The organism is Lentzea sp. (assembly GCF_035525475.1).
Taxonomy (GTDB): Bacteria; Actinomycetota; Actinomycetes; order Mycobacteriales; family Pseudonocardiaceae; genus Lentzea.
On sequence record NZ_DATLEC010000046.1, the window covers coordinates 1 to 22,506 of the forward strand.

The 22,506-nt window shown below is 69.9% G+C and carries 21 protein-coding genes; 13 read left to right on the top strand and 8 right to left on the bottom strand.

Translation table 11 applies throughout. The features are described from left to right. The 6 genes from VM306_RS07730 to VM306_RS07755 form a co-directional block, all read left to right on the top strand. The coding region (locus VM306_RS07730; protein ID WP_414672347.1) for an ABC transporter permease at positions 1-309 on the top strand (309 nt) is incomplete at its 5' end. 15 nt (positions 310-324) lie between these two features. After that, positions 325-1,143 (top strand): ABC transporter ATP-binding protein, encoded by an 819-nt coding sequence (locus tag VM306_RS07735; protein WP_325512441.1) that lies wholly within the window; start codon positions 325-327, stop codon positions 1,141-1,143. Positions 1,144-1,146: 3 nt separating this feature from the next. After that, positions 1,147-2,049 carry a glycosyltransferase family 2 protein gene (locus tag VM306_RS07740; RefSeq protein ID WP_325512443.1) on the top strand — a complete coding sequence of 301 codons (903 nt, stop codon included), beginning with the start codon at positions 1,147-1,149 and terminating at the stop codon, positions 2,047-2,049. A gap of 125 nt (positions 2,050-2,174) precedes the next feature. After that, positions 2,175-3,404, top strand: a complete 1,230-nt coding sequence (locus VM306_RS07745; RefSeq protein WP_325512445.1) for a sugar ABC transporter substrate-binding protein — start codon at positions 2,175-2,177, stop codon at positions 3,402-3,404. Continuing rightward, positions 3,401-4,279, top strand: a complete 879-nt coding sequence (locus VM306_RS07750; protein ID WP_325512447.1) for a sugar ABC transporter permease — start codon at positions 3,401-3,403, stop codon at positions 4,277-4,279. Before VM306_RS07745 ends, VM306_RS07750 begins: the two co-directional genes overlap by 4 nt. Before the next feature lie 26 nt (positions 4,280-4,305). Next, positions 4,306-5,088 carry a carbohydrate ABC transporter permease gene (locus tag VM306_RS07755; protein WP_414672348.1) on the top strand — a complete coding sequence of 261 codons (783 nt, stop codon included), beginning with the start codon at positions 4,306-4,308 and terminating at the stop codon, positions 5,086-5,088. 3 nt (positions 5,089-5,091) lie between these two features. Here VM306_RS07755 and VM306_RS07760 read toward each other — a convergent pair whose 3' ends face one another. The 3 genes from VM306_RS07760 to glf form a co-directional block, all read right to left on the bottom strand. Beyond that, positions 5,092-6,954, bottom strand: a complete 1,863-nt coding sequence (locus tag VM306_RS07760) for a glycosyltransferase (protein ID WP_325512451.1) — start codon at positions 6,952-6,954, stop codon at positions 5,092-5,094. Between the two features lie 72 nt (positions 6,955-7,026). Continuing rightward, positions 7,027-8,898 (bottom strand): glycosyltransferase, encoded by a 1,872-nt coding sequence (locus tag VM306_RS07765; protein WP_325512454.1) that lies wholly within the window; start codon positions 8,896-8,898, stop codon positions 7,027-7,029. 6 nt (positions 8,899-8,904) lie between these two features. Continuing rightward, complete coding sequence (gene glf / locus VM306_RS07770) at positions 8,905-10,146, bottom strand: UDP-galactopyranose mutase (protein WP_325512456.1); 1,242 nt, start codon at positions 10,144-10,146, stop codon at positions 8,905-8,907. 161 nt (positions 10,147-10,307) lie between these two features. On the opposite strand from glf, the gene VM306_RS07775 reads away from it, so the two are divergent. Beyond that, positions 10,308-12,284 carry a DUF6541 family protein gene (locus tag VM306_RS07775; RefSeq protein ID WP_325512458.1) on the top strand — a complete coding sequence of 659 codons (1,977 nt, stop codon included), beginning with the start codon at positions 10,308-10,310 and terminating at the stop codon, positions 12,282-12,284. A gap of 75 nt (positions 12,285-12,359) precedes the next feature. Here VM306_RS07775 and VM306_RS07780 read toward each other — a convergent pair whose 3' ends face one another. Further along, positions 12,360-13,130, bottom strand: coding sequence for a glycosyltransferase (locus VM306_RS07780; RefSeq protein WP_325512460.1), 771 nt, complete (start codon positions 13,128-13,130; stop codon positions 12,360-12,362). A gap of 51 nt (positions 13,131-13,181) precedes the next feature. On the opposite strand from VM306_RS07780, the gene VM306_RS07785 reads away from it, so the two are divergent. Genes VM306_RS07785 through VM306_RS07800 form a run of 4 tightly spaced genes read left to right on the top strand, consistent with a single transcriptional unit; the run spans position 13,182 to position 16,718 of the window. Further along, complete coding sequence (locus VM306_RS07785) at positions 13,182-14,456, top strand: hypothetical protein (protein WP_325512462.1); 1,275 nt, start codon at positions 13,182-13,184, stop codon at positions 14,454-14,456. A 32-nt stretch (positions 14,457-14,488) separates the two neighbouring features. Beyond that, the gene (locus VM306_RS07790; RefSeq protein WP_325512464.1) at positions 14,489-15,625 is read left to right on the top strand and encodes a glycosyltransferase; all 1,137 of its coding nucleotides are present in this window, start codon (positions 14,489-14,491) and stop codon (positions 15,623-15,625) included. Between the two features lie 44 nt (positions 15,626-15,669). Then, the gene (locus VM306_RS07795; RefSeq protein WP_325512466.1) at positions 15,670-16,359 is read left to right on the top strand and encodes a glycosyltransferase family 2 protein; all 690 of its coding nucleotides are present in this window, start codon (positions 15,670-15,672) and stop codon (positions 16,357-16,359) included. Positions 16,360-16,361: 2 nt separating this feature from the next. Beyond that, positions 16,362-16,718, top strand: a complete 357-nt coding sequence (locus VM306_RS07800) for a DUF2304 domain-containing protein (RefSeq protein ID WP_325512468.1) — start codon at positions 16,362-16,364, stop codon at positions 16,716-16,718. Between the two features lie 9 nt (positions 16,719-16,727). Here VM306_RS07800 and VM306_RS07805 read toward each other — a convergent pair whose 3' ends face one another. Continuing rightward, positions 16,728-17,663: an NAD-dependent epimerase/dehydratase family protein gene (locus VM306_RS07805; RefSeq protein ID WP_325512470.1), complete on the bottom strand. Its 936-nt coding sequence runs from the start codon at positions 17,661-17,663 to the stop codon at positions 16,728-16,730. Between the two features lie 52 nt (positions 17,664-17,715). After that, on the bottom strand, positions 17,716-18,519 hold the full coding sequence (locus tag VM306_RS07810) for an HAD family hydrolase (protein WP_325512472.1): 804 nt from the start codon (positions 18,517-18,519) through the stop codon (positions 17,716-17,718). Between the two features lie 71 nt (positions 18,520-18,590). On the opposite strand from VM306_RS07810, the gene VM306_RS07815 reads away from it, so the two are divergent. Together VM306_RS07815 and lhgO are read left to right on the top strand one after the other, a co-directional pair. Continuing rightward, positions 18,591-19,472 (top strand): LLM class flavin-dependent oxidoreductase, encoded by an 882-nt coding sequence (locus VM306_RS07815; RefSeq protein WP_325512474.1) that lies wholly within the window; start codon positions 18,591-18,593, stop codon positions 19,470-19,472. 30 nt (positions 19,473-19,502) lie between these two features. Next, entirely contained in the window at positions 19,503-20,681 is a 1,179-nt protein-coding gene (gene lhgO / locus VM306_RS07820; RefSeq protein WP_325512476.1) for an L-2-hydroxyglutarate oxidase, read from the top strand. On the opposite strand, the gene serS is transcribed toward lhgO, so the two are convergent. After that, positions 20,668-21,918, bottom strand: a complete 1,251-nt coding sequence (serS, locus tag VM306_RS07825; protein WP_325512478.1) for a serine--tRNA ligase — start codon at positions 21,916-21,918, stop codon at positions 20,668-20,670. The two genes, lhgO and serS, sit on opposite strands and share 14 nt — an antisense overlap. Positions 21,919-22,018: 100 nt before the next feature. Then, entirely contained in the window at positions 22,019-22,471 is a 453-nt protein-coding gene (locus tag VM306_RS07830; protein ID WP_325512480.1) for a DUF350 domain-containing protein, read from the bottom strand. Between the last annotated feature and the right edge of the window lie 35 nt (positions 22,472-22,506).

The following is a 22,506-nucleotide window of genomic DNA, read 5'->3' on the forward strand; positions in this document are numbered from 1 at the left end:
ATCAGCACGCGGTTCAGGGACATCCCGCCGGTGATCAACAGCTTCATCAACCTGGTGTTCTTCATGACGCCGATCGTGTGGAACACGGGAGTGCTCAACAAGGTCACGAACGGCGAGGGCAACTGGCGGATCCTGATCGCCGAGCTCAACCCCCTCTACCACTTCGTGGAGCTCGTTCGCGCGCCGCTGATCGGGCACGCGCAGAGCTGGCACCACTGGGTCGTGGTCGGTTCGTTCACCGTCGGCGGCTGGGCGTTGGCATTCGTGGCGCTGCGCAACTACCGTGCCCGCGTCTCCTACTGGGTCTGAGTGAGGCCGCACAACATGGTCAGCATCGAAGTCTGGAACGCCTCGGTCGACTTCCCGATCTTCGACGCCAAGTCGAGGTCGCTGAAGAAGCTCGCGCTCGGCAAGGTCGGCGGCAAGATCGGCTCGGAAGGCCGTGTCCCGATCATCGAGGCGCTGCACGACATCTCGCTGTCGCTCAAGGAGGGCGCGCGCGTCGGACTGGTCGGCCACAACGGCGCCGGCAAGTCCACGCTGCTGCGCCTGCTGGCGGGCATCTACGAGCCGACGCGCGGTCAGTCGCGCATCGTCGGCAAGGTGGCGCCCGTCTTCGACCTCGGCGTCGGCATGGACCCAGAGATCTCCGGGTACGAGAACATCATGATCCGCGGCCTGTTCCTCGGCATGAGCCGCAAGCAGATGGAAGCGCGCGTCGACGACATCGCGGAGTTCACCGAGCTCGGTGACTACCTGCAGATGCCGCTGCGCACGTACTCCACCGGCATGCGCGTGCGGCTCGCGCTCGGCGTGGTCACCTCGATCGACCCCGAGATCCTGCTGCTCGACGAGGGCATCGGCGCGGTCGACGCGGCGTTCATGGCGAAGGCCCGCGACCGCCTCAAGGACCTCGTGAAGCGCTCCGGCCTGCTGGTGTTCGCGAACCACTCGGACGAGACGCTGCTGGACTTCTGCGACAGCGCGATCTGGATGGACGAGGGCCGGGTCAAGATGCACGCGGGCCTGCGCGAGGTGCTCACCGAGTACAAGGGCTTCGACCCGTTCGAGCGGATGAGCACGGAACAGCTGGCCAGGCTCGGCTACTCCACTCCCGTTCTCAGTGGAAACGGCGGCGAATAGATCGTGAACCTCCAGGCACTGCCCAAGGGCTCCGTCGTGGCGGTGGTGGTCACCCGCCACCGCAGGGAGCTGCTGGCCGAGTCGTTGAAGGCACTCGCCACGCAGACGCGCGTCCCCGATCACCTGGTCGTCGTCGACAACGGTCCCGACCAGCCGGTCGACGACCTCGTGGAGCAGTGCCCGCTTCCCACGACCTACCTGCCGTCGCACCGCAACCTCGGTGGCGCGGGCGGTTTCGCGCTCGGCATCCTGCACGCGCTCTCGCTGGGCGCGGACTGGGTGTGGCTCGCGGACGACGACGGCCGCCCGGCCGACGAGAACGTGCTGGCCGTGCTGCTGGAGGAGGCCGAGCGCCGCAAGCTCGCCGAGATCTCCCCGGTCGTCACGAACATCGACAGCCCGGACAAGCTCGCGTTCCCGCTGCGCCGCGGCCTCACGTGGAAGCGCTCGGCGGCGGACCTCGGCACGGACTTCCTGCCGGGGATCGCCTCGCTGTTCAACGGCGCGCTGTTCCGCGCCTCGACGCTCGACGTGGTCGGCGTGCCGGACTACCGTCTGTTCTTCCGCGGCGACGAGGTGGAGATCCACCGCAGGCTGGTCCGCTCCGGCCTGCCGTTCGGCACGTCGCTGCGGGTCGCGTACGTGCACCCGGACGGCTCGGACGAGTTCAAGCCGATGCTGGGCGGCAGGTTCCACGCGCAGGACCCGGAGAACCAGATCAAGCGGTACTACACCTACCGCAACCGCGGGTACCTGCTGTCGCAGCCGGGGATGCGCAAGCTGGGCGCCCTCGAGGTGTTCCGCTTCGGCCTGTACTTCCTCGCCGTGAAGCGGGACCCCAAGGCGTTCGTCGAGTGGCTGAAGCTCGTGCGGCTCGGCCAGCGGGAGCGCTTCTTCCGCAAGTGATCTGACGACAGGGCGGTCCCGCTTTCGAGCGGGGCCGCCCTGTCGCGTGTCAAGGTCCGGCGACACGGTCCCGCACTTCGGGTAACCGCTCGCGCACGCGAGGTGATCGGAGTAAGACGGGACGCGTGATCTCCCGACGCAGACTCCTTTCGCTGGCCGGCGCGAGCGCCCTGCTGGCGGCGTGCGGTTCGAACACCGGCCGCGGTGGCGGCGACCAGGCCCTCAAGCAGTGGTACCACGCGTACGGCGAGCCCGGCGTCCAGCAGGCGGTGGAGCGCTACGCCAAGTCGTTCACGAAGACCCCGGTCGACGTGCAGTGGAACCCCGGCGACTACGACTCCAAACTCGCGACGAGCCTGCTGTCCGACGGCGGGCCGGACGTCTTCGAGTCCACGCCGCAGATCAGCTCGGTCCGGGCGGGCCAGCTCGTGCCGCTCGACGACGTCCTCGGCGACGCGAGGAGCGACTTCACCGAGTCGATCCTCGCGACGCACACCGTCGACGGGAAGGTCTACGGGATCCCGCAGGCGGTGGACATGCAGATGCTGTTCTACCGCAAGAGCCTGCTGGAGAAGGCAGGCGTGCAGCCACCGTCCACTGTGGACGAGCTGGTCGACGCGTCGAAGCGGCTCACCAGGGACGGCGTGAAGGGCCTCTTCGCCGGCAACGACGGCGGTGGCGGCGTGCTGGGCGGGCCCGCGCTGTGGTCGGCCGGTCTCGACTACGTGCGCGACCACCAGGTCGGGTTCGACGACCCCGCCGCGGCACAGGCGGTCGGCAAGCTGCGCGAGCTCTACGCGAGTGGCGGTCTGCTGCTCGGCGCGGTGAAGGACTGGGCCGAACCCGACGCGTTCACGCAGGGCCTCGTCGCCATGCAGTGGACGGGGTTGTGGGCGGTTCCCGCTGTGCAGAAGGCGCTCGGCGACGACTTCGGCGTGCTGCCGTTCCCGAAGCTCGGAGCCGGCGGGAAGGCGAGCGTGCCGGTCGGCGCGTTCGGCGCGATGGTGAACGCCAAGTCGAAGCGGATCGACGAAGCCAAGGAGCTCGTGCGCTTCCTCTGGATCGAACGCACCGACTACCAGGAGGACTTCAACCTCGGCTACGGCTTCCACATCCCGCCGCGCGAGAGCATCTCGGAGAAGGCGTCGAAACTGACGACGGGTGCCGCGGCCGACGCGGTGAAGTTCGTGCGGGACAACGCCAAGGCGTCCAACCCGCCGGACTGGACCTCGGTGATGCGGACCGCGTTCAACGACGCCGTGTCGCGGGTGGTGCGGGACGGTGCCCCCGCCGACTCGGAGCTCAAGGCCGCGGCCTCGACGGTGCGGGACGAGTTGAAGCGCCTGTACGGATGAAGCACGGCCGCGCGTTCTGGCTGTTCGTCGGGCCGTTCGCGGCCGGGCTGCTCGTGTTCGTGTACGTGCCCATCGGGTGGAGCCTGCTGCTGTCGTTCTTCGAGGCGCGCAACACGGTGGCGCCCAGCGAGTTCGTCGGGCTGGGCAACTACGCCGACATGCTGACGGACAAGCCGTTCCTGTCCAGCCTGGGCACGTTCAGCGTGTTCGCGGCGTTCATCGTGCCGCTGACGTTCGTGCTGGCGCTGGCGCTGGCGTTGCTGGTGAACCAGATCAGCTTCATGCGGGCGTTCTTCCGCTCGGTGTTCTTCCTGCCGACGGCGTGCTCGTACGTCGTGGCCTCGCTGGTGTGGAAGCTGTCGATCTTCAACGGCGTGCGGTTCGGCCTGGCGAACACGGTGCTGGGGTGGTTCGGCGCGGAACCGGTCGCGTGGACGGTGTCGACGTCGCCGCCCTGGTACTGGCTCGTGCTCGTGACGTTGAGGCTGTGGCTGCAGCTCGGGTTCTACATGATCCTCTTCATCGCCGGGCTGCAACGGATCCCGCGGCACCTGTACGAAGCCGCGTGGATCGACGGTGCTTCTCGCGGCTGGCAGACGTTGCGGTACATCACGATGCCGCAGCTGCGCACGACGTCGGTGGCCGTGCTCCTGTTGCTGCTCATCGCGGCCTACCAGGCGTTCGACGAGTTCTACAACGTGCTGGGCACCGACCGCGGCTACCCGCCGTTCGCGCGACCGCCGTTGATCTACCTCTACTACACCGCGCTGGGGTCGGGCGGGCAGGACTTCGGGCACGGCAGCGCGGGCGCGGTGGTCCTGACCCTGCTGATCGCCGGTGTGACGTTGCTGCAGGGGCGGGTGATCACGCGGTGAAGGCCCTCCGGTACCTGGCGCTGTCGGTGGCGGCGGTGCTCTTCCTCGTGCCGTTCTACCTGGTGCTGCGCAACGGTTTGTCGACCGAGCAGGAGATCACCTCACCGGCGTGGACGTTCTGGCCGAGCGAGATCCGCTGGGAGAACTTCGCGGAGCTCTTCGCGAACCCCGCCGTGCCGCTGGTGCGCAGCATGCTCAACTCGCTCGTCGTCGCCGTGCTGCAGACGTTCGGGCAGCTGCTGCTGTGCGGCCTCGCCGGCTACGGGCTCGCGCGCATCCCGTACCGGTACGCGAACGTGGTGCTGTACCTGGTCGTCGCGACGCTGATGATCCCGGCGGCGGTCACGTTCGTGCCGACGTTCGTGGTCGTCTCGACCCTGGGGTGGGTGTCCGACCTGCGCGGGCTGGTGATCCCCGGCCTGTTCAGCGGGTTCACCACGTTCCTGTTCCGGCAGTACTTCCTGAACTTCCCGCGGGAGCTGGAGGAGGCGGCGCGGATCGACGGGCTCGGGCACTGGGGCACGTACTGGCGGGTCGTGGTGCCGAACTCGAAGGGGTTCTTCGCCGCGCTCGGCGTCATCGCGTTCGTGACCAGCTGGAACCAGTTCCTCTGGCCGCTCGTGATCGCACAGGACCAGGACTCGTGGACGGTGCAGGTGGCGCTGTCCACGTTCCTCACGTCGCAGTCGATCGACGTCGTGCAGCTGTTCCTCGCCGCCGCTGTCTCCGTCACACCGCTGGTGGTGGTTTTCGTCGCGCTGCAACGTTTTCTCGTGCGCGGCGTGACGGAGACGGGCATCAAGGAATGACGGTCAGTTCTCGAAGACCTTGCGCCACGACTCGGTGGACGTGAGCTCCGGCAGCGCCGCCCGGTAGACCCGCTTGAGCTCGTCCCACTCCTGGCCGAGCCGGCGGTAGTTGCGGGCCGCCCGCTTGGCCAGCGCGCGGAACTCCTTCGGGTCGCGCTTGTAGAACGCCACCGCGGTGCCGTCGGCGGTCGACACGGTCGCGCTGTCGAGGTTGCCGAGCAGCGACCACCGGGCGCTGAGCGCCGGCACGTTCATCTGCGGCCTGCCCGCGGCGTCGGGCTCCGGCTTGCTCAGGTTGTGCAGCAACGACTTCGCGGCCCGCTTGACCGTGGTGATCTTCGACGTCGACGGCCGCAGCATCGCCTCGGCGTGGACCTGGTCGAAGGTGGGCGGCGGGAACTCGCGGGCCGACGGCAGGGTCTGCGCGTCGGAGTACTCCGCGCGCAGCCTGCGCACCTCGGGCAGGCCCGTGCGCAGCGACTCGAACAGCGTGGCCGGGCCCGCCATGAAGTCCTCGAGCGCCTTCTGCTGCAACATGACAGTCGAGTACTCCATCGACAGCAGGTGCCGCAGCGTCAGCTTCAGGCCGTGCTTCACGAGGCCGGCCTTGACGTCGTACGGGCTGTGCAGCGCGGCGAGGATCAGCCGGTTGCGCGTGTGGAAGTACGCCTGCCAGTCCGTGGAGTCGTTCTTGTCGGTCCACGGCATGTGCCACACCGCGGAGCCGGGCAGCGACACCGTCGGGAAGCCCTTCTCCAGCGCGCGCAGCGAGTACTCGGCGTCGTCCCACTTGATGAACAACGGCAGCGGGTAGCCGGTGCGGCGGATGACCTCCCGCGGGAACAGGCACATCCACCAGCCGTTGTAGGTGGCGTCGATCCGGGGGTGCACCGCCGCGGTCTCGCGCAGCGAGTCGGTGCCGAAGTCGTGGTCGGTCACGGCGCCGGGCGCGGCACGCCAGAAGCACGAGCCGAGGTCGACGATCTCCGCGTAGCTGTGCAGGCGGGCCCGCGAGTGCAGGTTCAGCATGTGGCTGCCGACGACCACCGGCTGGGCGGCGGCACGGGCGAAGGCGTTGGACCTCAGCACCGCGTCCGGCTCCAGCCGGATGTCGTCGTCCATCAGCATGATCTGGTCGACGTCGGTGTGCTCGATGGCCTCGAACATGCCTCGGGTGAACCCGCCGGAGCCGCCCAGGTTGTCCTGCTCGATGATCTCCAGCTTGTCGCCGAGCAGAGCCGCGGCTTCGGCGTACCCCTGGGTGTCGCGCACCTTCACGGCACCCTGGTCCGCGACGAAGACCTTGTCGACGACCTCGAGCACGGCCGGGTCCTCGCCGAGGGCGCGTAACGCGATCACGGCGTCGACCGGGCGCATGGTCGTCATGCCGATGGCGACCTTCTGCACCGGCAACGGCTCGCGCACCGTCCACGCCGCCTCGCGGATCTCGAGCGGGGTGTCGTCGGTGAAGACGTCGAACCAGATCCAGCCGCCGTCCTCGAACGGCTTGAGCGACACCGCGAACTCGACGTCGGTCCACTCGTCCGCCTCGCGGACGTACCGGCCCTCGACGTGGATGATGTCGCCGGACGGGCGGGAGCGGTACACGTCGATGCGGCCGCTGCCGCGCACGGCCAGCTTGAGCACGACCTCGTCGACCGTCGTCCAGCGCTTCCAGTAGGAGGCAGGGAAGGCGTTGAAGTAGGTGGCGAAGGAGACCTTCGCCGACGACGGGACCGTGGTGCTGCGGCGGGACGCGACGTGGCAGTGCGTCGTGTCCGGCTCGTCCAGGTAGAGCGGCCTGACGTCGAGCGGGTCTTCGTCCCTGGGCAGGATCACCCGTTGCAGCACGCAGTTCTGGTCCACTGACCGTCCCCTATCAAGTGGCCGGGCGGCCCGGAAGACCCGGACCGCCCGTGAGAAGCGTCGAGAAGAACCTCAGAGGTCGTACAACCGCGACCAGGTCTCGCGGCTGGTGAGCTCCCCCATCGCGTCCTTGTAGGCGCGCTGGACCTCGGGGGCCCTGCGGTACAGCTCGCGGAAGACCTTCGCGCCCTTCTTGGACAGGCGGACCGCGAGCTCCTTGTCGCGCTTGCGGACCCGCACGCCCTCCTGCGACGCGTCGGTCACGACCGCCGTGTTGAACAGCGACACGTGCCACCAGGCGGCGTCACCGGCGGGAACGGTGCCCGCGTCGTGCACGGACTTGCCGAGCAGCTGGTTGACGAGGCGCTTGGCGAACACCGGCGCGATGAGCTTCGGCGTCGGCGCGGCGCCGATCATCGGAAGGCTGCCCGGCTTGAAGCCGGGGATCTCCGACGCCGGGTGCCGCACGGTCTCCGGAAACTCGGCGCGCAGCTTGCGGATGTCCGCCGCCGCCTGCACACCGCCGTCGGCCAGGAAGCCGGGGCCCTGGAGGAAGTCCTCGATCGCCTTGAGCTGCGTGGCGGCGAGGCCGTACTGCATGCCCAGGATGTACGTGGCGAACTGCTTGGCCATGCCGCGCACGATCATCTTCGGGTCGAAGCGGCTGTGCAGCGCGGAGGTGATCAGGGCGTTGCGCAGGTTGAAGTACCTGTGCCAGTCGTCCCAGTCCTTCCAGTGGAAGTCCGCGTGCCACACACCGGCGCCGGGCAGCGACACGGTGGCGAAGCCGTGCTCACGGGCGCGGTAGCCGTACTCGATGTCGTCCCACTGGAAGAACAGCGGCAGCGGGTAGCCGACCGCCTTCACGATCTCCGACGGGATCAGGCACGACCACCAGCCGTTGTAGCCGGCGTCGACGCGCTTGTCCTGGACGTTGCGCTTGCCGGTCTCCTCGTCGTAGCCGGTGAGGTCGGCGTTGAACAGCGCGCCGTCCACGACCTGGCCCGGCGCGAGGGTGTCGAGGTTCGCGTACTCGGCGCCGACGTGCAGGAAGTTCGGGTGCAGCAGGTAGAGCATCTGACCACCGACGATCGTCGGCTGCGTCGTGCGGTTCGCGAACGCGGTGAGCCTGATGACGATCTCGGGCTCGCACAGCACGTCGTCGTCCATGAACAGGACGTTGGCGTGCTCAACGTGGTCGATCTCGGTGACCTCGTACAGGCCGCGGGTGAAGCCGCCGGCGCCACCGAGGTTCGGCTGGCGGATGTAGCGCAGCTTGGCCCCGAGCGCGGCCGAGACCTCGGCGAACCGCTCACGCGACTCGACGGCGTCCGTGCCCTGGTCGACGACGTAGATCGTGTCGACGAGCTCCAGCGGCTCCGGGTCCGAGGCGAGGGCGGCCATCGTGTTGAGGCAGTCGTCGACGCGGTTGAACGTGCAGATGACCACGGCGGTCGGCCGCACGGTCTTCGGCGGCGCGACCGTCCAGCGGACCTTCTCCACGGTGAGCGTGTCGTCCGCGGTGACGACGTCGAACCACAGGCCGCCGCCGTCGGTGAACTTGTCGATCTTGGTGCTGAGGCGCACCTTCCGCGCCTTCGCTCCCGATACCTTCTCCGCGGCGACCATGCGGGTCTCGCCCTCGGAGTCCGAGGCGACGAGCGACAGCTGACCGGAGCCCGTCACCTCGAGCTCGAGCTCGATGTCGGGGCTCACGCACCACCGCTGCCAGTAGGAGGCGGGGAAGCGACCGAAGTAGGTGTTCATCGAGACGGTCGCGTTCGGGTGCACCACCAGGCGGTGGCGCTCCCGTTCCGCGATCCCGCGCTTCACCTCGGCGTACAGATCTTCAGAGACGATCGGCGCCGGACCTGCGAACAGGCCGCGCTGTGTCAGCAGTTTCTCCGGCGCCTCGTGCTCGACGAGGGTGGGCTTCCCCGGCATCGCTTCTCAGTCCTCCAGCGACCCGTCCAGCACCTGGCCGGAAGCCAGGTGCGGAGCGATCTTGTTGTCGAACACGCTCAGCGCCGATCCGATGGCCATGTGCATGTCCAGGTACTTGTAGGTGCCGAGGCGGCCACCGAAGATGACATTGCGCTCCGCCGCTTCCTTGCGGGCCAGCTCGCGGTAGCGCTCCAGCTTCGCGCGGTCCTCGGCGGTGTTGATCGGGTAGTACGGCTCGTCGTCCTTCTCCGCCGAACGGGAGAACTCGCGGACGATGACGGTCTTGTCGGCCGGGTACTCGCGCTCCGGGTGGAAGTGGCGGAACTCGTGGATGCGGGTGTACGGCACGTCCGCATCGTTGTAGTTCATGACCGGCGTTCCCTGGAAGTCGCCGATCGGCAGCACTTCCTGCTCGAAGTCGAGCGTGCGCCAGCCGAGCCAGCCCTCGGAGTAGTCGAAGTAGCGGTCGAGCGGGCCGGTGTAGACGACCGGTGTGCCGGCCGGGATCTCGTCGCGCACGTCGAAGAAGTCCGTGGACAGCTTGACGTCGATGTTCGGGTGGTCCGCCATCTTCTCGAGCCACGCGGTGTAGCCGTTGACCGGCAGGCCCTCGTAGGTGTCGTTGAAGTAGCGGTTGTCGAAGTTGTAGCGCACCGGCAGGCGGGTGATGACCGCCGCGGGCAGCTCCTTCGGGTCGGTCTGCCACTGCTTCGCGGTGTAGGCCTTGATGAACGCCTCGTACAGGGGACGGCCGACCAGTGAGATCGCCTTCTCCTCGAGGTTCTTCGCGTCCTTGGTGTCGATCTCGGACGCCTGCTCGGCGACCCACGCCCGCGCGTCCTCCGGCGACATGTAGCGGCCGACGAACTGCGAGATGAGACCGAGGCCCATCGGGAACTGGTACGCCTGGCCGTCGTACATGGCGAAGACGCGGTGCTGGTAACCCGTGAACTCCGTGAACTGGTTCACGTACTCCCACACGCGCTTGTTGGACGTGTGGAACAGGTGCGCACCGTAGCGGTGCACCTCGATCCCTGTCTCGGGCTCGGCCTCCGAGTAGGCGTTACCACCGATGTGGTCACGCCTCTCCAGCACCAGCACCCGCTTGTTCAGCTGGGACGCGGCGCGCTCGGCGACCGTGAGACCGAAGAATCCGGATCCGACGACAATCAGGTCATAACCTGCGAAGCTCACGACCACGAGGGTAACGCTGCTGGGCGGTCGCACTCGAAGGCCCCCCAGGCTCATCGGGTGACGCGCGACCACCCGAACGGCTGACCGTACACTTTCGCCGACTTCGCACCTTCGCTCGTGCAACCGCGCGCCGTGGTGCCGCGTCACGCAGATGGAGCCGTTCGACCTGGGCACGGCTCACGCGTCCACCACCTTCACTGCGAGGTAGCCCGACGATGAGTTGGTTCGATGCTGTCCCCGTCGCACTCGCCGCCGCGGGGTGGCTCGTCGGCCCGGGGCTGGCGCTCGCGTACGCCGTCGGCCTGCGCGGGATCTCCGCCCTCGGCATGGCGCCGGTGTTCAGCGTCCTGCTCGTGTCGGTCACGGCCGTCGTGGGGCAGAAGGCCGGCCGGACGTGGAGCGTGTGGCTCGTCCTCGGCGTGACCGCCGTGACCGTGGTCCTCGCCGTCGTCGCCTCGCTGCTGCTGCGCAGGATCGCGCCACCTCGTGAAAGCGATCCACCCAGGACGCTGCTGGTCTCCGCCGCGGCCCTCGTGCCCGCCATGGCCGTCGCGTGGTTCGTGGTGGTCCGCGGCTTCGGGCAGCCGGACGAGCTGTCCCAGACGTTCGACGCGATGTTCCACTACAGCGCGGTCAGCTACATCCTGGAGTCCGGCTCCGCGTCCTCGCTGACGATCAACTCGCTGGGCAACCCGTCGACCGCCGCCGGCTTCTACCCCGCCGGCTGGCACGGCGTGACGTCGCTGGTCGTGCTGACCACGGGCACCGACATCGCGACCGCGACGAACATGGTCGGCTGGGCGATCGCCGGGCTGATCTGGCCTATCGGCTCGCTGCTGCTGGTGCGCCAGATCGTCGGCCGCAACACCGCCGCGATGGCCGTGACCCCGGTGCTGAGCGTCGCGTTCACCGCGTTCCCGTGGGGCCTGCTGAGCTTCGGCGTGCTGTGGCCGAACGCGCTGAGCCTCGCGCTGGTGCCCTCCGGTCTCGCCGCCGTGCTCGCCGCGACGAGGACCGCCAAGGACGACGTCATCGGCTTCCGCCGGGCGATCACCCTCGCCCCGCTCGTGCTCGTCGCGTGCGCCTTCGCCCACCCCAACGCCGTGTTCAGCCTCGCGGTGCTCGCGGTCTTCCCGCTCGGCACGGCCGTGCTCCGCTACGCGCTGAAGACGTGGCGCGAGGGCAGGGCCTGGCGCGGCGCGGTCGCCGTGATCGGCACGGGCGCGGTCCTGTTCGGACTCTGGTGGTTCGTCGCGCACGCGGAGGCGTTCCGGCAGGTGCGGGAGATGTACTGGCCGCCGTTCGAGACCCCGGCCGGCGCCGTCGGCGAGGCCCTGCTGAACGCGACGAACGGGCGGCCCGCGCTGTGGGCGCTGTCGGCGCTCACCGTGACAGGCCTGGTCGTGGCGTGGCGCGTGGTGAACCACCGCTGGCTGGTCGCGGCCGCCGCCGCGTCGACGTTCCTCTACGTGCTGACCGCGGCGATCAACCGGCCGGACACCCAGAAGTTCACCGGTTATTGGTACAACGACTCGTTCCGCCTCGCCGCGATGCTGCCGATCACGGCCGTTCCGCTGGCGGTGCTGGCCGTGCTGCTGATCGCGGGCAAGCTCGCCGGCCTGGTCCCGGCGGGCTCGTCCCGCTTCGCCCTGCTGCGCACCCCGACGGCGCTGGCGTTGCTGGTGGTCGTCGTACTGCTGCCGCTGACCAGGGGCTTCTACGTCTCGACCAACGCGTCCGCGCTCGCAGGCACCTACACCAGGGCGGAGCCGAAGGCGGGAACGCTGGTGGACGACACCGAGGAGGCGTTCCTGCCGAAGCTGGCCGCGGCCGTGCCGAAGGACGCCGTGGTGGCGAACAACCCGTGGGACGGCAGCGCGGTCATGCTCGCCGAGGTGCAGCGCAAGGCGCTCTACCCGCACGCGGACATCGCGTGGAGCGCCGAGCAGGAGTACCTGTCGAAGAACCTCGACAACGCCGCGAACGACCCCCGCGTCTGCACGGCGGCGCAGAAGGTCGGCGTGCGGTACCTGCTGCTGGGCAACAAGACGTTCTGGCCGCACGACCAGCGGCAGAAGTGGTACACGGGCATCGCCGAGCCGAAGGCCGCCGGGGCGTTCGAGCTGGTCGCGCAGGAGGGCCGGGTCAAGCTGTACCGGCTGGACCGGTGCGGCAGCACGACGCTGCCGTAGCCGGACGGAGGCGGCGCGGTCGAGCTGGGGGCAGCGGCCGCGCCACCGCGTCAGGCGTCGGGACCGCCGCCGCGGTCACCAGCGGCGGTTGGCCACCTGCACGCCGAGCCACGCCGCGTGCCTGGCCGCCGTCGCCACGCCGCTGACACCGATGCGCTTCGCCACGGCCTGCTTGCTGCGGTAGAGCAGCTTGGTGGCCGGGCCGAGCAGGCCGCCGCGCGAGTACTGCGTGGGGTGCACGCGGTAGCCGAGCAGCTCCTCGCCGATCACGTCGCCGTCGGCCTTCGCGAGCAGCCGCAGCCACAGGTCGTAGTCCTCCAGGCGGACCAGGCGCGGGTCGAAGCCGCCCACGTCGGTCGCGAGCTGCTTGCGGACCACGATCGTCGACGTGATCAGCGGGTTGAACAGCAGCATCGTGCGCGCGACCTCGTCGCGGCCGGTGACCGGGTGCAGCTCGCCCACGCGGTTGCCCTCGGGGTCGATCTTGTGCGCCCACGCGCCGACCAGGCCGAGGTCCGGCTGGTCGGTGAGGACCTGGACCTGGCGGGCCAGGCGGTCAGGGGTGCACAGGTCGTCGGCGTCGAGGAACGCCACCAGGTCGTGCTTGGCCGACTCCAGCCCGATGTTGCGGCCGACGGCGGGACCGCTGCGGGGCGCGGGCGTCAGGTGCACCTGGACGCGGTCGCCGAGCACCTCGGCCGCGGCGCGGTTCTGCTCGCACTCGCCGTCGAGGACCAGCACGACCTCCCACTCCTCGTGGGTCTGCGCGGCCACCGAGCGCAGCGTCTCCTCGAGGAACGAGTTGGCGGGCGCGCTGGGAATCACCACGGAGACGGGCGAAGTCATGGTCGTACAGTAGGGGAGCCTCCCCACCCGTCCGAGAGGGCCTTCCACACCGTGACCACGGCAGCTCCCACCCCCACCGGACAGACGCGGCTCGGCGCGGTCAAGCGCATGGTGTCGACGGGGATCTCCCAGTCCGCCGTCGCTCTGGACCAGCTGGTGTTCAGCGCGATCACGTTCGCCGTGCAGCTGGTCGCCGCGCCCGTGTCGACCGATGCCGAGTTCGGCGTGTTCTCGTTGATCGCGATCGTGCAGATCGGGCAGTGGTACCTCGGCCGCGCGATCGGCGCGGAACCGCTGCTGGTCGCCAAGACGGTGGGGGCGAACGACACGCGGGGCGTGCGCGGTGCCGCCGCCGCGTCGCTGCTGGTGGGTGTGGCGATCGGCGTCGGCTGCCTGGTCGTGGCGCTGTTCGTCAGCGGGCCCGCGCGGACGTTGCTGCTGATCCAGGCGTTCGCGTCGCCGTTCACCGCCGTGCTGGACCACTCGCGGTACGTCAACTACGCCAAGCAGAAGCCGATGCGCGCGCTCTTCACGGACGCGTCGTGGTTGCTGCTGTTCCTGGCCGCCGTGGGCGCGACGGTCCTGGTCGGCGAGCTGAACGCGACCGGCACGTACCTGCTGTGGGCGCTGGCCTGCGTGCCGCTGGCGCTGGTCGCGGTGGCGCTGACGGGCACGCCCTTCTCGTTCGGCGCGGTGCGCGGGTGGGTGCGCGACCGGCGGTCGCTGCTGCCCGGCTTCCTCATCGACGCCGTCTACCTGACCGCGGGCACCTGGGCGACGTTCGGCGTGACGGCGGTCGTCACCGGTCTCGACGGCCTGGGCCTGCTGCGCAAGGCGCTGGTGCCGGTCACCGCGCTGACCGTGCTGTTCATCGGCATCAGCAACTCGCTGCTGGCCCACCTCGCCGGCCGCACGCCGCGCGAGGTCGTCCGCGCCCCGATGCTGGTCTCCGGCGCCGCCGCCGTCGTGAGCGCGGTGGCCGCCCTGATCACTTTGGTCGCCCCGGCCGGCCTCATGACGACCGCGCTGGGCACGCCGTGGGAGGGCCTGCGCCCGGTCGTCCTGCTGCTGCTCGTGTACGCGTTCCTGCTGGCCACGGCCCAGACCGCGATGGTGGCGGCCAAGGCGAGCGGCCGCGCGTGGCTCGGCCCGCGAGTGCGCACCGTCCAGTTCGTGACGGAGCTGGCGCTGGTGGCGTCGCTCGGCTGGTGGCTCGGCGTGACCGGCGTGGCGCTGGGCATGACGATCGCGTGGCTGGTGGCGGCGGCGCTGGCGTGGGGCGGCGTGCTGCGCCACGGCGACAAGGCCGAGTCCCCCGCTGGCTGACCCGCACCTGCCGTGCGGCTAGGGTCTGCGCCGTGCACCTGGTCGACATGCCGGCCTACTACCCGCCGCACAAAGGCGGCGTGGAGGCCTACGCCCACGAACTGCACCGCCGCCTCCTCGAGGCGAACCCCGGCCTGAGGATCACGGTCTTCACCTCGGCCATCGGCGCGCCCGCCGGCACCGAGCACCTCGGTGACCGCTGGAAGGTCGTGCGCTGGCCAGGGTTCGAGATCATCTCGCACTACCCGCTGCCCAACCCCGGCTTCACCAAGCGGCTGCGCGCGGAGTGCGGGCCGGACACGGTGCTGATGACGCACACGCGGTTCTACTGGCCGCACGTGTGGGCGTCGCTGTTCGCCAAGCGCGCCAAGCTGCGGCGGCTGCACGTCGAGCACGGGTCCAGCCCGGTGCAGAGCGGCAACGCGTTCGTGCGCTTCGTGGCGTTCATGGTGGACGCGTTGACCAGCCAGCCGGTGCTGCGGTGGGCGGACGAGGTCGTGTCGGTCTCCGGCTCCGCGGGCAAGTTCGTGAAGGACCTCGCCGGACGGGACGCCAAGGTGCTGCACCGCGGCATCGAGCTGCCGGACGACCTGGTCGCGCAGCCGGTCGAGGAGCCGCCCACGGTCGTCTTCGTGGGCCGCCTGATCAACGGCAAGGGCGTCGCCGACCTGCTGAACGCGACCGCCGAGGTGCACCGCCGGGGACTCCCGCTGAGGCTGCGACTGCTGGGTGACGGCCCGAACGCGGCCGAGCTCAAGGCGCTGACCGGGACGCTGGGCCTGGCCGAGTCCGTCGAGTTCGTCGGCGCCGTCGACCACGACACGGCGCTGGCCGGGATGGCGCGCGGCACGGTGTTCGTGAACCCGAGCTGGACCGAGGGCCTGCCGACGACCGTGCTGGAAGCGGCGGCGATCGGCTGCAACGTCGTGGCGACGGACGTCGGCGGCACCGCGGAGATCATCACCGACGGCGTCACGGGCCGGCTGGTGCCCGCACGGGACGTCACGGCGCTCGCGAACGCGCTCGAAGCCGCGGTGCGCGACCCTGAGCGGGCGGCGAAGGCCACCAAGCTCAGGGAGATCACCAGGCAGAACTTCAGCTGGGACACGGCCGTCGCCGAGTTCACCGGTTTGCTGGCTGGAGGCGGCGCCGCCGGGCGCTCGCGCTAGCCTTGTCCCCAGTTCCCCCGAAAATCTCTTGCCTGGAGGCACCAGTGGCGGACCAGTCTGACGTCTGGCTGGTCGTACCGGTCTACAACGAGGCACAGGTGATCGCGGACGTCGTGCGCCACGCGCTCGAGACGTTCCCGAACATCGTGTGCGTCGACGACGGTAGCCGGGACGGTTCGGCCGACGCCATCCGCTCGTCGGGTGCGCATCTGGTCCAGCACCCGGTGAACCTGGGCCAGGGTGCGGCACTGCAGACCGGCATCGAGTACGCGCGCAGCCAGCCGGGCGCCGAGTACTTCGTGACCTTCGACGCCGACGGGCAGCACCAGGTCCACGACGTCCTCAAGATGCTCGAACGCCTGCGCGCGGAGCCGTTCGACATCATCGTCGGCACCCGCTTCAAGGGCGACGACTCGCACATCCCGCTGATCAAGCGCGTCGTGCTGAAGACGGTCGTCGCGGTCAGCCCGCGGCTGCGCAAGCTCAAGCTCTCCGACGCGCACAACGGTTTGCGGGTGTTCAACAAGAAGGTGGCCGACGAGATGGCCATCACGCTCAACGGCATGGGCCACGCGTCCGAGATCGTCGAGATGATCGCGCGCAAGGACTGGCGGGTCACCGAGGAGCAGGTGGAGATCCTCTACACCGAGTACTCGATGTCGAAGGGCCAGTCGCTCATCAACGGCGTCAACATCCTGTTCGACTCCGCACTCAAGACCGGTTCGAGGCGCTGACCATGCTGATCCAGTTCCTGCTCATCGTCGCCGTCGTCGTGCTGCTGGTGCTGTTCCTGCGCCACCACGGCACGACGAAGACCGCGGCCGGAGTCAAGATCGGCTTCGTGCTCTTCATGATCCTCGGCGCCGTCGCGGTGATCAGGCCCCAGTGGGTCTCGATGGTCGCCGAGGTCGTGGGCGTCGGCCGCGGCACCGACCTCATGCTGTACGGCCTGATCGTGGCGTTCGGCTTCGCGACGATCAACACGTACCTGCGCTTCAAGGAGCTGGAGCTGCGGTACGCGCGTCTCGCCCGTGCGATCGCGATCCGCAGCGCCGAGACGCCGGCGACGGACTCCGAGAAGTCCGCCGCCTGACAGCTCGTCTCACGCGGTGCGGAAGTACTCCACGGTCCGCTCCGCACCGGTCTTGATGTCGACCTCGGGCACCCACCCGAGGTCGCGCGCCGCCTTCGAGGCGTCGAGCGCGGAGGCCCGCAGGTCACCGAGCCGCGCGGGCGCGTACTCCGGGGTGTCGGGCGCGCCCGCCGCCGCGGCGACCAGGCTGTGCAGGTCCTTGTCCGACACCTGCTGACCGGTGCCGATGTTGTAGCGCTGACCGCCGCCGTTCTCCCCGGAGGCCGCCACGAACGCGGCCACCACGTCCTCGACGAAGACGTAGTCGCGCGTGTTGCCGCCGTCGCCGAAGAGCTTCGTCGGCTTCCCGGCCAGCAGGGCGTTCGCGAAGATCGCCACCACGCCGGCCTCGCCGTGCGGGTCCTGCCGCGGGCCGTACACGTTCGCCAGCGCGAGGTGCGTGCACTCCAGGCCGTAGAGCTGGCGGTAGGTGTTCAGGTACACCTCGCCGGAGACCTTGCTCGCCGCGTACGGCGACTTCGGGTTGATCGGCACGGCCTCGGAGACAGGCAACACGTCCGGCGTGCCGTAGATCGAACCGCCGGAGGACGCGAAGCACACCTTGCGGGCGCCGGCCTTGCGCGCGGCCTCGGCGACGTTGATCGTGCCGATGACGTTCTGCTGCGCGTCGAGGATCGGGTCCGCGACGCTGACGCGCACGTCGATCTGCGCGGCCAGGTGGTAGACGACCTCGGGGCCGAAGCCGGCGACGACGTCGGCGAGCTCGGGGTTCGCGATGTCGAGCTGGGTGAAGGAGTACCGGTCGGCGTGGGCAGGGTCCGCGGGCGCGGTGCGCGCGCCGCGGCGCAGGTCGTCGACGACGTGGACCTCGTGCCCGTCACGCAGCAGGCGGTCGACCAGGGTGGAGCCGATGAAACCGGCGCCGCCGGTCACGAGTGCACGCACGGAAACCTCTTCGGGTCGGGATCTGCCGGATTGCCCACAGGGTATCCAGCGCTCAGAACCACCGTTCCAGCACCATGGCGACGCCGTCCTCGGCGTTCGGGCCGGTGACCTCGTCCGCCGCGGCCTTCGCGGCGTCGTGACCGTTGGCCATCGCCACGCCGTGGCCGGCCCACCGGAGCATCTCCACGTCGTTCGGCATGTCGCCGAACGCGATGACGTGCTCGGGCTCGACGCCGAACCGTTGCGCCACGTCGGCCAGCCCTGACGCCTTCGTGACGCCGTGCACCGCGATCTCGATCAGGCCGTTGTCCGTGGAGTAGGTGAGGTCGACCTCGCCGTGCAGCACCTCGTCGATGGCCTTCGCCATCTCGGCGCTGGTCATGTCGCTGTTGCGGACCAGCAGCTTCACCGCGGGACGGCCGAGCGTCTCCGCGCGGGTCAGTCCGCTGTGCGGCCCCTCCGGCCAGGGGTGGGTGTAGCTGAGCTCGGCGACGAAGGTCAGCTCGTCCTTGGGCGTGCCGACCAGTTCCACGGCGTACGTGCAGTCGTCGAGCACGCTGTCGACCGCGGACACGATGTCGTGCAGCTGCACCGGGCTGAGCGTGCGCGCCCAGACGATCTCGTCGCGGCCGATGTCGTAGAGCACCGCGCCGTTCGCGCAGACGGCGAGCCCGTCGAGCCCGGCCTCGGTGGCGATGCGCGGAACCCAGCGCGGCGGTCGTCCGGTGGCCAGCACGAAGGGCACACCTGCCGCGAGCACGCGGGCCACGACCTCGGCCGTGCGCGGGCTCACGGACTCCAGCGGGGTGAGCAGGGTTCCATCGACGTCGGAGGCGACCAGGCGCGGCTGTTCCACATCGACATCTTGCCTTGTCAATCACACGAGCCAAGTTCGTCGGTGGCTGAACAGCTGGTTACCGTACGTCCGTGCGCGCTGGAATCGTGATTCTCCCGGAACACCGATGGTGGATCGCCGAACCCAAGTGGCGCGCGGCCGAGGAGTACGGGTTCCACCACGCGTGGACCTACGACCACCTCGGCTGGCGCACGCTGGTGGACGGCCCCTGGTTCGGCGCGGTACCGACCCTGACAGCGGCGGCGATGGTCACCTCGCGCATCCGCCTCGGGACGTTCGTCGCGAGCCCGAACTTCCGGCACCCCGTGCCGTTCGCACGCGAGCTGCTGGCGATCGACGACGTCTCCGACGGCCGGTTCACACTCGGCGTCGGCGCAGGTGGGGCCGGGTACGACACGACCGTGACCGGCGCGAAGCCGTTGCTGCCGGGCGACCGGACGGCCCGGTTCGGCGAGTTCGTCGAGCTGCTCGACCAGCTTCTCTTCAAGGACCGCACGTCGTGGGAGGGCCGGTTCTACTCGGCGGAGGAGGCCCGCAGCGCGCCCGGTTGCGTGCAGCGGCCGCGGGTCCCGTTCGTCGTCGCCGCCAACGGACCGAAGGCGATGGCCGTCGCGGCGAGGTTCGGCCAGGGCTGGGTCACCACCGGTCCGGAGACCGAGGACCACGAGACGTGGTGGCGCGGTGTGGCGGAGATGTCCGAACGCTTCACTGAGACGTTGGCCACGCAGGGCCGCACGTCGCGGGTGAACCGCTACCTCAACCTCGACTCGGCGCCGGTGTACTCGCTGTCCAGCGTGGAGTGCTTCGTCGACGCCGTGGGCAGGGCGGCTGAGCTGGGCTTCACCGACGTGGTGGCGCACTGGCCGCGGCACGACGGCGTCTACGCGGGCAGCGAGCAGGTCGTGGAGAACGTCGCGGCGGACGTCCTGCCGACGCTCGACCGGCACCTGTAACGGCAGGGCGCTGAACTAGATTCCGTCACTGTGCGCTCTGTCGTGGTGGTCGGTGGCGGGATCGTGGGGCTGGCGGTGGCCGCCGAGCTGGCCTCGCGCGGTGACCGCGTGACGGTGCTCGAGAAGGAGGGGCGCTGGGGCGCCCACCAGACCGGCCACAACTCGAACGTCGTGCACGCGGGCCTGTACTACAAGCCGGGGTCGCTCAAGGCGCGGATGTCCGTGGCCGGCAACGCGTCGATGATCGCCTTCGCGCGGGAGCACGGCGTGCCCGTCGAGGTGTGCGGGAAGCTCGTCGTCGCCACGGCCGCCGACGAGGTGCCGCGGCTGAAGGCGCTGGCCGAACGCGCGGAGGCCAACGGCGTGCCGGCGAAGCTGATCTCCGCCTCCGAGGCGCTCGAACACGAACCCGAGGTGGCCTGCGTGGCCGCGTTGCGCGTCGAGAACACCGGGATCATCGACTACCCCGCCGTCTGCGCGGCTCTGGTGCGGCAGCTGGACGGCCACGACCTGCGGCTCCGGTCCCCCGCGCTGGCGATCAGGACCGCCGGTTCCGCGGTCGAGGTGGCGACGCCGCAGGGGGTCGTCCGCGCCGACGCGCTGGTGAACTGCGCGGGCCTGCAGAGCGACCGGATCGCCCGGCTCGCCGGGCTCTCCCCCGCGGCGAGGATCGTGCCGTTCCGCGGCGAGTACTACGAGCTCAAGCGCACAGAGCTGGTGCGCGGCCTGATCTACCCGGTGCCGGACCCGACGCTGCCGTTCCTCGGCGTGCACCTCACGCGCATGCTCGACGGCTCGGTGCACTGCGGTCCCAACGCCGTCCTGGCGCTGCGCCGCGAGGGCTACCGCTGGCGCGACTTCTCCCTTCGCGACGTCGCGGACGTGGCCCGCTTCCCCGGCACCTGGCGGCTCGCGCGCAGGTACGCCCGCACAGGCGTCGACGAGGTGCTGAGGTCGTTGTCCCGCAAGCGTTTCGCCGCCTCACTCGCCCGGCTCGTGCCCGCGGTGCGCGAGGACGACCTGGTGCGCGCCGAGAGCGGCGTGCGGGCGCAGGCGATGCTGCCGGACGGGTCGCTGGTCGACGACTTCCTGATCCAGACCGCGCCACGCCAGGTGCACGTGCTCAACGCGCCTTCTCCGGCGGCCACGGGTTCGCTGGAGATCGCGAAGCACGTGGCCGCCGAAGTGCGGGCGACTACCGGGGCTTGAGGACGTCCACGCCCATGAACGGCCTCAGGGCCTCGGGGACGGTGACCGAACCGTCGGCGTTCTGGTGGTTCTCCAGGATCGCGACGAGCCACCGGGTCGTGGCCAGCGTGCCGTTGAGCGTGGCGGCGATCTGCGTCTTGCCGTTCTCGTCCCGGTAGCGCACGTTGAGCCGGCGCGCCTGGAACGTGGTGCAGTTCGACGTCGACGTCAGCTCCAGGAACCTCTTCTGCGTCGGCACCCAGGCCTCGCAGTCGAACTTCCGGTAGGCCGACGTGCCGAGGTCGCCCGTGGCCGTGTCGATGACGCGGTAGGGCACGTCGATCTTGGCGAGCATCTCCTCCTCCCACCCGAGCAGCCGGGCGTGCTCCGCCTCGGCGTCCTCGGGCTTGACGTAGGAGAACATCTCGACCTTGTTGAACTGGTGCACGCGGATGATGCCGCGGGTGTCCTTGCCGTACGAGCCGGCCTCGCGGCGGTAGCACGACGACCAGCCCGCGTACCGCTTCTCGCCGTCCAGGATCTCGTCGGCGTGGTAGCCCGCCAGCGGCACCTCCGAGGTGCCCACCAGGTACAGGTCGTCGTCGCGCAGCCGGTAGACCTCGCTCGCGTGCTCGCCGAGGAAGCCGGTGCCCGCCATGATCTCCGGCCGCACCAGGGTGGGCGTGATCATCAGGCTGAACCCGGCGGCGGTCGCCTGCGCGACGGCCAGGTTCAGCAGCGCCAGCTCCAGCCGCGCGCCCACGCCGGTGAGGAAGTAGAACCGCGAGCCGGAGACCTTCGCACCGCGCTCCACGTCGATCGCGCCGAGCCTGGTGCCCAGGTCCAGGTGGTCCTGCGGGTCGAAGTCGAACACCGGCGGCTCGCCCACGTGCTTGACCACCACGTAGTCGTCCTCGCCGCCCTCGGGGGCGTCGGGGTGCACCACGTTGGGCACCGAGCGGTGCAGCTCGGTCAGCTCGGCCTCGGCGGCGGACTGCTCGGCCTCGGCGGCCTTGACCTCGGCGGACAGCTCCTTGCCCTTGGCCAGCAGCGCCTCGCGCTCCTCGCCCCGGGCCCGGCCGACCTGCTTGCCGAACGCCTTCTGCTCGCCGCGCAGCGCGTCGGCGCGGGCCACGGCCGAACGGCGGCGCTCGTCGGCGGACAGCAGCGCGTCGACCACGGCCTCGTCCTCGCCACGCGCGCGTTGCGACGCGCGGACGGCTTCCGGGTTCTCGCGCAGTGCCTTGAGGTCAATCACGAGGCCAAAGGGTAGTCCGTCCCCCCGGCCGGCCTCACCCGGATATCACCGCTCGGCGAAGAGCCCCGCACCTCGCGGGAGGCACGGGGCTCGACGGGGGCTAGCTGATCGCGACCGCGACCACCAGGCCGAGGGCGACGTGCGCCGCCGCGACGACCGCGCTGGACGGCGCGAACCGGTCCGACTCGATCAGCGAGCCGATGTCCAGGCGGGTCACCCACTCCAGCAACCGGACGGCCGCCACCTGCACGATGATGCCGAGCAGGCCGTAGATCAGGGAGGAGAGCAGGCCCTCGTCGAGCTTGCCCGCCGAGCTGTAGATGGCGACGACCACGATCAGGGCCATCGAGACGAGGCCGGAGGCCGTGACGATCACCGCGTTCGGGGCGCCGTTGCGGACGAGGGCGGACAGCTTGCCCGGCGTCGTCCAGTCGATCGCGTAGAAGCCGAACACCATGAGGACCAGACCGACGACGGCGTACAGCGCGATCGCGCCGATACCCCGGCCGATGGCTGAACCGAAGCCGGGGTCCAACGCGAGGTCGTACATCATGTGCTGTTCCCTTTCGGAGTCTTACTCAACAATTC